Source organism: Rickettsia bellii RML369-C, from assembly GCF_000012385.1.
Classification (GTDB): domain Bacteria; phylum Pseudomonadota; class Alphaproteobacteria; order Rickettsiales; family Rickettsiaceae; genus Rickettsia; species Rickettsia bellii.
Map to the genome: position 1 here is coordinate 134,919 of NC_007940.1, position 14,053 is coordinate 148,971.

Consider the following 14,053-nt stretch of genomic DNA (forward strand, 5'->3'; position numbering starts at 1 on the left):
TTAATTTGACACAGATTAAGATTTATGTTCTTTTATATAGTTAACAACATCTGCTACTTTTTTTATCTTAGTTGCTTCTTCATCAGGAACATCAACACCAAATTCTTTCTCTATTTCCATCATTATTTCTACTGTAGATAGGCTATCTACTCCTAAATCTTCTGCAAATCGCGAGTCCACGCTGATTTCTTCAATTTTTTTCCCTTGATTATCAGCAATAACTTTGATAACTTTCTGCTCGATATTATCCACTTTACTCATAATTTTGAACTCCATAAATCATTTTTATTAGTTTGTATATTTATAAACATAAGTTTAATATTTTAAAATATTATGAATACTTATTATTCATAGCTATTTTAGCTTTAAAAGAACTTCTAGCACAAAAAATTGTTTTATGCCAGCATAAAATTTTATACCATTAACATTCCACCATTTACATGTAGGGTTTGACCAGTAATATATGACGATTGCTTGCTTGCTAAGAATGCAACCGCATTTGCTATATCTTCAGGCATACCATATGTTCCTTTCGGGATTTTTCGTGTTATAGCTTCTTTTTGTTCATCATTTAACTTATCAGTCATATCAGATTTAATAAAACCTGGAGCTACTGCATTAACTGTAATCCCTCTGGTTGCAACTTCATAAGCAAGTGATTTTGTCATACCGATTAAACCTGCTTTAGAAGCACAATAGTTAGCTTGCCCAGGGTTCCCTGAAACTCCTACTATTGAGGTTATGTTAATGATACGTCCGTATCTATTAGTCATCATCTTTTTTATTGCTTCACGATTTAAAATGAAATTTGCTTTTAAATTAATATCAATAACTTGGTCAAAATCTTCATTTTTCATTCTTATTGCTAGCGTATCTTTGGTAATACCGGCATTACAGACTAAAATATCTAATTTTTCTATTTGAGCTACTAAATTGCTGCATTCTTCAGTATTTGTAAGATTACAAACTTTAATTGTATAATTATCTTTTAAATCATTACCAAGAGCTTTTAATTTCTCCTCATTACTCCCGCTTATAATTACATGACTTCCAAGCTTATGAAGCTGCCTTGCAATAGCACCTCCTATACCACCTGAAGCTCCAGTAATTAATGCTGTTTGACCGCTTAAATCAATCATTTACTTCCTCCTCTTGTTCAAAATTTATATTAGTGACTTTAGATGATTTTTCTCTTACAAGCTTCTCAATTTCATTAGAAATTTTTGGGTTATCTTTTAAATATTGTTTAACATTTTCACGCCCTTGACCGATACGTACGCTATTATAAGAAAACCAAGAGCCGGATTTTTCTATTATGTCAAGTTTCACTCCAAGGTCGATTATTTCACCTTCTTTTGAGATACCTGAGCCATACATTATGTCAAAATCTGCTGTTTTAAATGGAGGTGATACTTTGTTTTTTACTACTTTTACTTTGGTTTGGCTGCCTATTACTTCTTCTTTATCCTTAATAGATCCTATTCTTCTGATATCTATTCTAACTGAAGCATAGAATTTTAAAGCATTACCGCCGGTTGTAGTTTCAGGACTACCAAACATTACACCTATTTTCATTCTAATTTGGTTGATGAAAACAGTAATACAGTTAGTACGATTAATTGAGGCAGTAAGTTTACGTAAAGCCTGACTCATTAATCTTGCTTGAGAAGCCATTTGTGCATCGCCCATCTCGCCTTCAATCTCTGATTTCGGTACTAGAGCGGCAACACTATCTATTATTATCATATCAATACCGCCGGAGCGAATTAAAGTATCAGCAATTTCTAAAGCTTGCTCTCCTGTATCAGGCTGAGATATGATAAGCTCGTCAATATTGACTCCAAGCTTTTTAGCATAAGCCGGATCTAACGCATGTTCAGCATCAATAAATGCACATGTTCCGCCTTTTTTCTGTGCCTCAGCAATTAAATGCAATGTGAGAGTAGTTTTACCCGAGCTTTCAGGACCAAAAATTTCAATTATTCTACCTTTAGGAATTCCGCCAATTCCAAGAGCTATATCAAGCCCAAGCGAACCGGTTGATACAGATTCTATATCAACATTAGGACGCTGACCAAGTTTCATAACCGAGCCTTTACCATAGCTTTTTTCAATCTGTGCGAGAGCCGCAGCAACTGCTTTTTCTTTATCTATATTTGACATAAGCTTCCATACTTAACTAATTCTTAATTAAATTAAAATATAGGCTTAATTCTAAAAAATCAAATTTTATTTTTTAAAGTTAATATAAAACTTTTGGTGTTGAAATTTTTATTAAAATCAATTAGAAATAGCAAAACATAATATATAGAAAAATCCATGAATGAAATAATAACAAATACTAATGAACTAATAAATGATATTAGCGTTCTTATTAATAATGCTAAAGTTAGAATTGCCATTAAAGCTAATGCCGAAATGACAATGTTATATACCTTTGATATTTCAATATTTGGTAAGCTAAATTTCAGGATTCGCCTTTGCTCACGTACTATTTGTACGCTCCGCAGGCTCACCGCTTATTTGACTTCCAAATCTTAAAATATCTGCGGTATACTGGCATAGAAATCCTTAAAAGTACAAGAGCGGAATACGGGCAGGAGGTTATTAAGACTTTAGCTAAAGGTCTTTCTTCCTTATATAGGCAAGGCTTTTCTCGTATAGCTCTAATTCGCATGAATCAATTTTATCAATCTTTTAAAGAGCAACAAATTAGTGCGACACTGTCGCACCAATTAAGTTGGAGTCATATAATAGAGTTATTACCTCTAAAAGAACAGAATCAAAGAGAATTTTATGCGTATATGTCTATACAAGAAAATTGGAGTGTTAGAAAGTTACGTAGTAATATTGATAAAATGTTATATGAAAGAACGAAGTTATCTAATAGATCTGAAGAACAAGTAATATCATTATTTAAAACAGATTCTAGGTTAGAGCCTGATTTAATTCTTAAAGACCCTTACATACTTGATTTTTTAGAACTTCCAGATGAACATTATGAAAGTGATTTGGAAAATGCAATATTACAGCGTATTGAACAATTTATTTTAGAACTAGGTACCGGCTTTTCATTTGTGGCAAGGCAAAAACGTATGACTATAAATAATGAACATTTCTATTTAGATTTATTATTTTTCAATAGAAAGCTAGAAAGATTAGTAGCGATTGAGTTAAAAACAGGAAAATTTAAAGCAGAGTATAAAGGTCAAATGGAGCTATATTTAAATTGGCTAAAAAAGAACGAATGTTTTGAAAATGAAAAGCCTCCAATAGGTATTATATTATGTTCTGAAAAATCTGACGCCCAAGTAGAGTTGTTAGAAATGTCGGCAAGCGGTATACTTGTTTAATTTGAAAAATTGGCTACGTCGTCCTATAAGTACTGCGGTGCTCACGTATTAAGTATACGCTCCGCTCCTCATCTTGTGGACTTCTTGCTCTTTTCCAAATTAAACTTCGTCTACCGACTTTTCGTTTATTAGCAGTATATTCATGTTGCACGATATTGGACAGAATTACCGCCTATAGAGATTTTACAGAAAAAAATCGGAGAAATAGTATTGCAGACAAAAAGAATTTATGAAAATAGACCTATTGCAAACGCCCCCGAATAAAGATAATTTGTATATCCTTGATACTTTAAGATTGGGTAAGCCAAATTTTAGGACTCGCCTATGGTGATGAATAGTGCCGGACAGTTATTATTCTATGTCATTCCTGCAGAAGCTTTGCCCGTGTGGATCGAAAAGCACCCTAAGGTAGTCATCCCGTGGCGGCATTGTTGCGTGGATCGAAAAACGTGTTTGGTGTCATACCGTGGCTTGACCACGGTATCCAGAAAATAATAAAAAATACTAATTTTATTATTATTTTTAACTGGATCCCGTGAATAAATCAATTGTCCGGTAATAGGACAAGCAACTAGATGACACCGATCACGTTTTTCGATGTAGGCAATGCCGTGATAGGGTAATAGAGGAAACTAGTCTACACAAGCAGTACTTACTTCTTTGCATATAATAAGTACTAATTATGCATTAACTAAGATAGATGTTTGGTGATTATTATCTTATTTATCCCGTAATTAAATTACGGGATAAATAAAGCATTTGAATAAAGACAAATCAAATTGCAGAGTAGCGAAGATAGCCTTAAGCTGACTCAGCTAAAGGCTCTGTTGTAGATTTTTCAGTTTTCTGCTCACGTAAATAATCTTGTATCTCTGATTCTGATCTTGCAACAATCACTGTAACTTCTGTACTAAGCTCAGCATGCAATCTTACTTCAACCTTGTAAATTCCTGTAGATTTAATCTGAGTATCAAGAATTATATTTAAATGAGAAATAGGGTAAGATACAGCTTGAGATAATTTTTCGGCTATTTCTTTATTATTTACTGAACCAAATAACTTACCATCATCTGATGTTTGACGAACAAAAATTAATTTTTGATCTTTAATAAGATCATTAATTTTTGTTATTTCTGATTTTATTTGTTTATCTTTTTCTTCTAATTCATGTTTCTGCTTAACAATCAACTCTTTATTAAGCTCGGTAGCTCTAATAGCTAATTTTTGTGGTAAAAGATAATTACGACCAAATCCGTCGGCTACTTTATGTATTTCCCCTATCTTACCTAATTTTCTTACCGGTTTAATTAAAATAACTTCCATGGTATTATACGTCCTTTACTTAGCTTGAAATACAAAAGGTAACAACGCTAAAATTCTTGCAATTTTAATAGCATTATTTAGCTTTCTTTGTTTTTTTGCACAAACATTTGTGATTCTACTTGGTAGCATTCTACCGCCTTCGGAAACAAATTTTATTAAAAGCTCTGGATTTTTATAATCAATAACCGGTGCATTAGGCACGGAAAGAGGGCAACCTTTACGTCTTCTAAAGAACACTTTTTTAGAAGCTCTTTCCATTGGTTTTCGGGTTATTGTTTCACTAGTATTATTTTTCGACATTCTTTACCTTAATTCCTGCAAATTTAGATTTGATTATTTTAATTAGCCGTTACATCAATTACTGGAGTATTTTCTGTACTTTGATTTTTTAATATCGGTGAAGGCTCATTACTAATTGAATCTACTTTCTGTGTAAGAAATCTTATGATATTTTCATTAAGTTTCATTTTTCTTTCTAGCTCTTGCTTTACGGCTGGAGTAGTATCAAGACCTAAAAGGTAATAATGTCCTTTTTTGTGATTACCGATTTTATAAGCTAAAGCTCTTAATCCCCAGTATTCTTTTTTTACAATAGCACCGTTATTATCTTTGATGATTTTACTAAAATCATCAACTATTTTATCTATATCATTTAATGATACGTCTTGACGCACAATAAAAACTGACTCGTAAAAACTCATAATTATAAGAATCCCAACAAAAACTTTAAAATAAAGCTATTTATAGCAACTGAAACTATTAAATTCAAGTATTATTTTTAAAAAATTATTATTTCTTTGTTTATTTTTAAAAAAAGTTTGCTATAACCCCTAGTAAATCTGAAGATTATTAACAAAAATTTTCAATTATTTACTAAATATTAACAGAGGTTAATTTGGTGTTAGACAAACTCTTACCACAACTTCTAATCATAGAAGAAGAAAATAAAAAAAGCATTAATATTTCTTTATGTAACGATATAGAAAGAGCAGGCTTTAACATAACAAGGATTATAAACATAGAAAAAATATTAAATTATTTCTTCTATGAACCCCTTGCTATCATAGTTACTAATGCAGAACTACAGGAAAATCCTATGGTTACTGTATCTAATATTAGGAAAATTGATAGGCTTTCTAGTACACCGATAATTTTTCTGTCCTCAACTAAACAGTTAAATTTAATGGAGATCGATGATTTGATATCATTTTTCTATAAACCTTTCTTATCTGATCAGATCATCCATTTTCTGAAAAACTTGTTAAGACGCTCTAAAACAATTCTACAGGATAATATTATCAAATTTAAAAATATAAGCATTGATTTAAATGCTGAAAGGGTTTATAAGGGCAAGGAAACTATTCGTTTAGGTCCCACAGAATTTAAAATTCTGCGACTTTTTCTGCAGTCGCCCGATAGTGTATATTCACGCCGAGAAATAATGCGATATTTATGGGAAGATGACGAAAGTTTTAACCAGCGTCTGATTGATGTGCATATAAATAGAATTAGAGATGCTTTAGGAAAAGATAGCCCAATTATTAAAACAGTCCGTTTTATTGGTTATTCTCTTAATAAAGATATAGTAGAATCAGATACTTAAAAATTTCTTTGTATTTATATATTAATTGTGTTAATATTTCTTATCGATGCTAGTTAGGTTCATTGTTACAATTAAAAATCGGTTAAACTTTATGCTAAGTAAAATAAATAAGCCTGCATTTTTTGCACTAATAATTTATCCTGTTATCCTGATATCGCTTTTAGTTAAATATGTATCCAATTATGGAATAGGTTGGACTGAAATTATTCTTCTGATTAGCAGTTATTATGTTAATAATATTACGGTTGGAATTGGATTGCATAGATTATGGTCTCATCATTCTTATAAGATAAATAAATATGCTGAGTTTGTTTTAGTTGTACTATCTGCTGGAACTTTGCAAGGACCTGCTTTATCTTGGGCTTCAAATCACTATAAGCACCATGCTAAAACAGATACAGATCAAGATCCGCATAGTCCTTTAAAATTTGAAAATAGGGTTTTAGGTTTTATTTGGTCTCATATAGGCTGGATGTTAGTTGGGCAAGGCAGCTACAAATCTATCGATCGTATTACTTGGGTTAAACTTGGTAAAAACAGTTTATTAAAGTGGCAGCTAAGATATTATTGGCAGATAGCAGTCTTTATGAATGTAGCTGTACCATTAATTATAGGCTATCTAGTCGGCGGTACTCTACATTCGGCATATATGGGATTTTTATTCATGGGGCTTGGTAGATTCCTGCAACAACAAGCAACTTTTTGTGTAAATTCTTTATGCCACTTTGTTGGTAGTAAAAAATATTATAAAGGAACTGCTGGGGATATTTGGTGGATGGCTTTATTTTTACTTGGAGAAAATTGGCATAATTATCACCATGCTTTCCCTTCAGACTATCGTAACGGTGCAAAATGGTATCATTTTGATGTTCACAAATGGATAATATTCTTGATGAGTAAGGTTGGGCTTACTTCAGAACTTGATCGTACTACAAAGGTAAGAATTCAAGCAAAAATGCAAGAAACATTAAGTTATCTTAGTGAAAAAGAGAAGCAAAAATTAAACTTAATGCAAGCTAAGGTAGAGCAGCTTTTAGAAAATTTATGTTTAAAAATAAAAGAGCTTGAAGAATCATCTACTACGATTAAAGAGCAATTTAGAAGATCCTTTATAGAAATACAAGAATCTCTTAAAAATTTAGCAGAACAGATAAGCTCTGCTGCACAAATAACTGAAGAGCCTTCAAAAAAATTATTGAAAGTAGTTAATAGAAAAATTAACGATGCTGAACAGTCTATTTACAAACTATATAATAAATTAAATGCAATAAAAGTTTCTAATTAATTGCTTTATTTTCATTATTATCTAATAATTCTCTTCATTTACTAGCGGTTTATGCTGCTAATAAATGAAGAGTTGGCATATCCTTATCTAACTTTGTGCCAATTTTTCAAATTCTATTCAATTATAGAATCTCATACACCAATTCCACTTAATAAAACTATCAATTCAAGAATTATTGTATTTAATTTTTTTATATGATTCGAGCGGTTAAAAATTTTAATAATTTTTAACGTATACCGCAGATACTTCAAAGGTTAGAAATCAAATAAGTGATGAGTTAAGCTAAGCGTATAAAAATACGTGAGCAAACACGAATCCCAAATTGATTTAATAAATTTTGCAGTATCAAAGGTATAAATATATCAATAAAAAATATTATTAAACTATGAAACGAAAATTAACTGAAGAACATATCCAAAAATTAAAAAGAATCATGAGAGATCCAATATCATGTTTCAGCGAATCAGATGAAGAAATACTAGCACAAGAGTTGCCTAAAACATTAGAAGAAAGAAATAGACTTTCAGATGAAATAAGAAAACATGTTCCATTTCAAATATTTAATTCCACTGAAGAAATAATTTTTAACTACGGCACTATAGGGAATAAATTGCTTAATCAAGGTAAGATTCAAGAAGCAATGGCTGCTTATAAATTATCTATAGAATACGGCAAAGATAATAAATTTTTTACAGATAATTATTATCCTATTCCTTACTTAGGATTAGGGCTTATTTTTGAAAATGAACAATCTGAGAAAGCACTAGCATTTTTTAACAAAGCTATAAATATGGCAAGTAATTTTTATATAGATACTAAAAATATCTATTATGAAGAAGAAATTAATAATTATAATAATGGACTTGCTAAAGCCTATCTGTATAAAGCGTATTTATTAGAAAAATTAAAACAATTTGATGAAGCTGCAATCAATTATGGTGAGGCTACTATTTACAACAAATATATGTATTCCGCTTATTTTGGCAAAGCAGCTTGTTTGGGGAAGTTAGGAAAGGCTGAAGAAGCTATTATAATTTATGATAAGCTTTTAACGCTTAATCCTCATCATTCACAAGATGAACATTGTATTTATGCTTATTATAATAAAGCCCATCTTTTTAATACTCTCCAAAAATATGAAGAAGAAATAAACGCTTTAGATAAATTCATTAATTACAAAAATGAGTACGAAAAAAATGGTGATCGGTTTATTAATATTAGTTTTGAAGATAGTTATTTAGCTAAAGCAGCAGTTTTAAGCAAACTAAATAAAAATCAAGAATCTGATTATTGCAAAGGGCTAGCTGCATATTTTGCAGGAAAAAATGAAAAGGCTGTAGATTTTTTTGATCAAGCTTTAGAGCAAAATAGTAAAAATGCTAACCCCGATATTATTGCTACCTGTTATTTCTACAAAGGATGTTCCTTAATTAGATTAAATGAACAAATAAAGGAAAATAATCATAAAGCCATAAAATGTTTCAATAAGGCTTTTGAAATTGTTAATTATTTCAGAGTACAAGTATTTTTACATGGATTTATAAAAATTAACGAGAAAGTTGCAGAAGAAAAATATAGTCCTGATCTAATAGTTGCTAGAGATAATTTAATCAAAAAATTTATTAGCAATATAATGCTAGATGTCACTAGCTCAGATTCTAAAATTATCGGTAATCTCAATACACTTATTTGTGAAACAGTAAGCATTATTAAACAAACAGATATTATTACAGAGCAAAGTAATGTTATATTTTCCGGTGAAGTTTCTGAAAAAATACACGACAGCGATAGCTTGTAGTGCGTTTCATATCTTATTCCCGCTTGCCTAGCGTGGATTAGTTTCCCGTCTGAGTTAAGGAAATTACGAAGTAATTGTACGTACGCAATCCAGCTAAAAAATGCTAATTTTATTAGTATTTTTAATTGGATCCCGTGAATAAATCACGGGATGACAAGGGAAAATAATCTACGCAATAACGCCAAAGCCTACGCAGGATGACAGTACAACAACTTATTTCTTTTTCTTGCTTTTATTTTTATTCTTATTTCCGCCAGTAGTTTTATTAAATCTACCTAGGTTTTTAACGAATTTTTGTAAGCCATTAAGTTCAGTGCCGTATGTTTTCGTATATTCACTGATCGTTTCAATATCATGCCTATGTGAATCATCAATGACGACAATCTCTTGCATTAAATTACGGCTATCAAAGGTAATTTTTACTATTCTCTGTTTTACGATTTTAGGATTAAGCCAAGCTCTTTGTGACATAACTCGCTCGACATAATACCATGTATCTTGAGAATATTCTGGGATCATGGTAGGAGTGCCAATTAGCTCTACCACTTCTGTTTTACTTAGTTTTTTTGCTTCTAATTTTGTAAGTGCTGAGTCATCTATAGATTGCCCTCTATTTTCAATAGTTTGGCAACCACTTAAGGAAAAAATGACGAATATAGTGGAGACGAATATTAAGAAAAATTTCATAAATTTAATTTTATCTAGATTTTATTATAAGATTATAATATACTGCTTCACTAATTTGACAAATACTTTTTAATAAAAGAGGTAAATAATGGCAGTTCCAAAGAAGAAAACATCAAAATCAAGACGTAATATGAGACGTTCACATTTAGCACTTGGTAAAGTTAATGTAATAGTTGACTCTCAAACTGGTGAATATAAACTTCCGCATCACGTTTCTTTAATTGATGGTACTTATAATAATCGTCAAGTAGTAACGAAAAAAATCGAAACTGAAGAAGAAGTAGCTTAAACTTAAATTTTTATGACCTGTAAAATTATTGGCTGCGGCGGATATCTCCCTCCAAAAGTTGTTAGCAATGATGAGCTTGCAAAATTTGTTGATACTAACGATGAGTGGATTAGAACAAGAACCGGTATTTCGCAGCGTCATATAGCAGGTGATACTGAATATACTTCTCATATTGCTTTAAAAGCCGCTGAAAAGGCTATAGCGGATGCCGATATTTCAGTAAATGAGATTGATTTAATTATTACATGCACTACTACTCCTGATAATAGCTTCCCATCAGTTGCAACTAAACTACAAGGTTATCTCGGTTTAAATAATGTTCCGTCATTTGATTTACAAGCCGTATGTGCCGGTTTTGTTTATGGCGTGCAAGTAGCAAATTCTCTTATTTCTTCCGGTAAATATAAAACTATCCTGCTGATAGGTGCTGAAAAAATGACCTCTTTACTGGATTGGGAAGATAGAGCTACTTGTGTTTTATTTGGTGACGGAGCAGGCAGTGTAATCCTACAACGTAGTGATGATAACTCCGGTATAATAGACAGCAATATTTTCTCAAGCGGTGCAGATTACGAAATACTATACACCAATGGTGGCGTAAGTATGAATGGCAGCAGCGGTAAAATAATTATGCAGGGGCAGAAACTATTCCGTCTTGCAGTAGAGAAAATGCACCAATCTATAGAGGAATTATTACGCAATAATAATTTTACTGTAAACGATATTGACTATTTTATCCCCCATCAAGCAAATGTACGTATCATTAATAAGCTTGCCGAGCTATTAAATGTCGAAGATCATAAAGTAGTAAAAACTGTAGAAAAACATGCTAATTGTTCATCTGCTTCTATTCCCCTTGCTTTAAGTACTCTCAAAGCTTCAGGTAAAATCAAAAAAGGTGATATTATTTTATTCTCGGCTATTGGTGCTGGTCTTACTTGGGGTAGTGCTTTACTAAGATGGTGATATACTTGCTTTATTTGAAAAATTGGCAACAAAGTCTCTTGCTGATAATCCTCACGTAAGTTAACTACGCAGCTAGTATCAGCTTCAAGACCGATTTCTCTTTTCCAAATAAAACTTCGTCTATCTACTATAATTTAACATCCTTAAATATTGCTAATTCAAACCTATTATGACTTCTTTAAAGGTAGTTTTGGTGTAAGGTCAATGATATTTTTACCACATTTATATAGCACTATTTGTATTTTATAGTATTTTAGCCTTTAAACTCAGAAAATAATGATATATACTAACCTCATAGTTTTAGTTAGTTTAAACTTGTTATCTAACTGAATAATTTAAATTTTAATAAATTATAACCTCAAGGAGTTTAATTATGAAAATAACAAAAATAACATTAGCTGTTCTTGCATTATTTGTGCTTGCAGGGTGTAACAAAAACAAAAGAGCGTCACATAGTTGTGCAATGAATCAATCAGAAGAAACATCTATAATGAAAGATTTTGAAAAGCAAGCAGGTAATGCTGTATGGTTTGCTTTCAATAGTTCTGCTTTATCTGAAAAAGCTAAAGAAGAATTACAAAGACAAGCTTGCTGGTTATCAAGACATCCTCATGTAAAAGCTACTGTTGAAGGACATTGTGATGACAGAGGTACTAGAGAGTATAACTTAGCTTTAGGTGAAAGAAGAGCACAAAAAGCTGCAGAATTCCTAAGACATAAAGGAATTGAGCATCACAGAGTAAGCACAATATCTTATGGTAAAGATAGACTTGCTATGATGGGTAATACTGAAGAAGCTCATGCTTACAATCGTAGAGCTGTAACAGTTGTACATCACTAAAAATTTTCTAAATCATTAGATTTAGTATTGCTAGGAAAGGTCGAGTAATTATTACTCGACCTTTTTTATTTGTATACTCTTCTGCTTTGAAGAATTGGCTCTGCAAAACTTTTGGGAACTCACATGCTCACCTATTAAGTTAGGCTCTGCGTGTTCGATCCTTGTTTTATATTTCAATTTTCCAAATTATTTGAGTATACTACTAATAAATGAAGGCTAGTTTTACTCGTAGCAAAAAATAGCTAAATTTAAAATATATATTAAAAAAATATAAAAATTTTGCTGGACTTATAGCCATAATAATTATATAAAATTCAGATGAACATGGGGCTGTAGCTCAGTTGGTTAGAGCACGCCGCTCATAACGGTGTGGTCGTAGGTTCAAGTCCTACCAGCCCCACCACACAAATTTATATGTGTCATCTAGTTAGTTTGACCACGGGGACATTGCCCGCATGGATCAAAAAACGTGATCGGTGTCATACTGTGGCGACATTGTTGCATGGGTCATTTTCCCCTGTCATCCCGTGATTTATTCACGGGATCCAGTTAAAAATACTAATAAAATTAGTATTTTTTATTATTTTCTGGATACCGTGGTCAAGCAACTAGATGACACCGAGGGCGTTTTTCGATCCACGCAGGCAATGCCACCACGGGGGCTTGCTTGCGTGGATCGGTTTTTCCGTCATTGCGAGAAAATTACGAAGTAATTGACGAAGCAATCCTTACAATATTCTAAAAAATCATTATTAAATTGAATTTAAATGATTAATTTAAAAACACTTTCTTGGTATCTTGCTAAATTATACTTCAAGTGTTTTTTTATTATATTATCTATTTTAATTGGATTATTAATCATATCCAATCTCTTTGATCTCTTACAAAAATTCAAAAACATGTATGTGCCTTTTGATTTTTTTTGGCGATTTATATTATATAAAGTTCCATATCTTTTGAATCAAGTTTCTGCTTTAATCAGCTTTACTTCTATGCTTTTTTTCCTTAGAAACTTAACAAAAAATAATGAGTTAACTGCTATATTATCTAGCGGTATCCATATTTGGCAAGTATTGATAATTCCGTATATCGTGACTTTAATTTTAGGTATAGTTTTTACGACTATATTAAATCCTATCGGTGCTTTAGGCTTACAAAAATATGATTTACTGGAAGCAAAGCTTACTAAAAAAACACATAATGAAGCAGTAATATCTAAATCAGGGTTACTATTTTTTGAAGCTTTAAATGGGAAAAATCAAATAATTCAAACACAATTTATTAATATTTCTGAAAAAAAATTAAACAATATTACAGTTTTATTTATTGATAATAACAATAATTTTCTAAAAAGAATTGATGCATTATATGGCATCATTGAAAATAAATCACTACATTTAAACAGGGTCAAAGTTTTTACAAAAGATAGTACCGAAGCACATAACAACTTAACTATACCAACTAATTTATCTGTTAATAGCTTGGTAAATAAGTTTACTCATCCTGAAATGGTTTCCATTTGGAAGCTACCTAAATTAATCGATGAATTATTAAATTCAGGTCTACCTATTACTAATTACCAAGTTTATTATTATAAGCAACTATTTAAACCTGCAATGATGATAGCAACTATAATTTTAGCAAGTTGTTTTATTAGCCTAAAACAACGTGATAACTCGCAAGAAAAAATATTAATATTGGGATTATTTTCAGGTTTTATAGTATATTCATTATCAGAAATATTGCTTAAAGTACTGACCTATAATAATCTATCTTTAATTGCTGCTATTTTGTTACCAAGTATGTTAATATTTTTTATTAGTAACTTTATTATTTTACATTATAAAGAAATTTAAATTATACTCGTTTTATTTGAAAAATTGGCGGCGTTGTTTCATATTTTTTAAT

16 protein-coding genes and 1 tRNA gene are annotated in these 14,053 nt (G+C 31.1%); 10 read left to right on the top strand and 7 right to left on the bottom strand.

Annotation, left to right across the window (positions count from 1 at the left end; translation table 11 throughout):
* Positions 1-15: 15 nt before the first annotated feature.
* The 3 genes from acpP to recA all read right to left on the bottom strand — a co-directional run bounded on the left by acpP (position 16) and on the right by recA (position 2,163).
* On the bottom strand, positions 16-276 hold the full coding sequence (gene acpP / locus RBE_RS00605) for an acyl carrier protein (protein ID WP_011476811.1): 261 nt from the start codon (positions 274-276) through the stop codon (positions 16-18).
* A 137-nt stretch (positions 277-413) separates the two neighbouring features.
* Positions 414-1,139, bottom strand: coding sequence for a 3-oxoacyl-ACP reductase FabG (fabG, locus tag RBE_RS00610; RefSeq protein ID WP_011476812.1), 726 nt, complete (start codon positions 1,137-1,139; stop codon positions 414-416).
* Positions 1,132-2,163, bottom strand: a complete 1,032-nt coding sequence (recA, locus tag RBE_RS00615) for a recombinase RecA (protein ID WP_011476813.1) — start codon at positions 2,161-2,163, stop codon at positions 1,132-1,134. Before recA ends, fabG begins: the two co-directional genes overlap by 8 nt.
* Positions 2,164-2,319: 156 nt before the next feature.
* Here recA and RBE_RS09670 point away from each other — a divergent pair, with 156 nt between their 5' ends.
* Positions 2,320-2,541, top strand: a complete 222-nt coding sequence (locus RBE_RS09670; protein WP_143549743.1) for a DUF1016 domain-containing protein — start codon at positions 2,320-2,322, stop codon at positions 2,539-2,541.
* Positions 2,496-3,353 carry a PDDEXK nuclease domain-containing protein gene (locus tag RBE_RS00625; protein ID WP_143549780.1) on the top strand — a complete coding sequence of 286 codons (858 nt, stop codon included), beginning with the start codon at positions 2,496-2,498 and terminating at the stop codon, positions 3,351-3,353. Before RBE_RS09670 ends, RBE_RS00625 begins: the two co-directional genes overlap by 46 nt.
* An 801-nt stretch (positions 3,354-4,154) precedes the next feature.
* Here the strand turns inward: RBE_RS00625 and rplI are convergent.
* Genes rplI through rpsF form a run of 3 tightly spaced genes read right to left on the bottom strand, consistent with a single transcriptional unit; the run spans position 4,155 to position 5,377 of the window.
* Entirely contained in the window at positions 4,155-4,676 is a 522-nt protein-coding gene (gene rplI, locus RBE_RS00630; RefSeq protein WP_011476816.1) for a 50S ribosomal protein L9, read from the bottom strand.
* A 15-nt stretch (positions 4,677-4,691) separates the two neighbouring features.
* Positions 4,692-4,976 carry a 30S ribosomal protein S18 gene (gene rpsR / locus RBE_RS00635; protein WP_011476817.1) on the bottom strand — a complete coding sequence of 95 codons (285 nt, stop codon included), beginning with the start codon at positions 4,974-4,976 and terminating at the stop codon, positions 4,692-4,694.
* A 38-nt stretch (positions 4,977-5,014) separates the two neighbouring features.
* Positions 5,015-5,377, bottom strand: coding sequence for a 30S ribosomal protein S6 (gene rpsF, locus RBE_RS00640; RefSeq protein WP_011476818.1), 363 nt, complete (start codon positions 5,375-5,377; stop codon positions 5,015-5,017).
* Between the two features lie 197 nt (positions 5,378-5,574).
* Here rpsF and RBE_RS09015 point away from each other — a divergent pair, with 197 nt between their 5' ends.
* From RBE_RS09015 to RBE_RS00655, 3 genes are all read left to right on the top strand, one after another.
* Entirely contained in the window at positions 5,575-6,279 is a 705-nt protein-coding gene (locus tag RBE_RS09015) for a winged helix-turn-helix domain-containing protein (protein WP_011476819.1), read from the top strand.
* A 91-nt stretch (positions 6,280-6,370) separates the two neighbouring features.
* Positions 6,371-7,564 (top strand): acyl-CoA desaturase, encoded by a 1,194-nt coding sequence (locus tag RBE_RS00650; RefSeq protein WP_011476820.1) that lies wholly within the window; start codon positions 6,371-6,373, stop codon positions 7,562-7,564.
* 385 nt (positions 7,565-7,949) lie between these two features.
* Complete coding sequence (locus RBE_RS00655) at positions 7,950-9,362, top strand: tetratricopeptide repeat protein (protein ID WP_011476821.1); 1,413 nt, start codon at positions 7,950-7,952, stop codon at positions 9,360-9,362.
* A gap of 213 nt (positions 9,363-9,575) precedes the next feature.
* Here the strand turns inward: RBE_RS00655 and RBE_RS00660 are convergent, their stop codons facing one another.
* Positions 9,576-10,049 (bottom strand): outer membrane protein assembly factor BamE, encoded by a 474-nt coding sequence (locus RBE_RS00660; RefSeq protein WP_011476822.1) that lies wholly within the window; start codon positions 10,047-10,049, stop codon positions 9,576-9,578.
* An 88-nt stretch (positions 10,050-10,137) separates the two neighbouring features.
* Between RBE_RS00660 and rpmF the strand changes: the two genes are divergently transcribed.
* The 5 genes from rpmF (at position 10,138) to RBE_RS00685 (ending at position 14,001) form a co-directional block, all read left to right on the top strand.
* Complete coding sequence (gene rpmF, locus RBE_RS00665) at positions 10,138-10,338, top strand: 50S ribosomal protein L32 (RefSeq protein WP_011476823.1); 201 nt, start codon at positions 10,138-10,140, stop codon at positions 10,336-10,338.
* Positions 10,339-10,350: 12 nt separating this feature from the next.
* On the top strand, positions 10,351-11,304 hold the full coding sequence (locus RBE_RS00670) for a beta-ketoacyl-ACP synthase III (RefSeq protein WP_011476824.1): 954 nt from the start codon (positions 10,351-10,353) through the stop codon (positions 11,302-11,304).
* Positions 11,305-11,677: 373 nt separating this feature from the next.
* Positions 11,678-12,145 (top strand): OmpA family protein, encoded by a 468-nt coding sequence (locus RBE_RS00675; protein ID WP_011476825.1) that lies wholly within the window; start codon positions 11,678-11,680, stop codon positions 12,143-12,145.
* 326 nt (positions 12,146-12,471) lie between these two features.
* Positions 12,472-12,548: transfer RNA gene (locus RBE_RS00680), tRNA-Ile, on the top strand.
* A gap of 364 nt (positions 12,549-12,912) precedes the next feature.
* Positions 12,913-14,001, top strand: a complete 1,089-nt coding sequence (locus RBE_RS00685; RefSeq protein ID WP_011476826.1) for an LptF/LptG family permease — start codon at positions 12,913-12,915, stop codon at positions 13,999-14,001.
* The last annotated feature ends 52 nt before the right edge of the window (positions 14,002-14,053 follow it).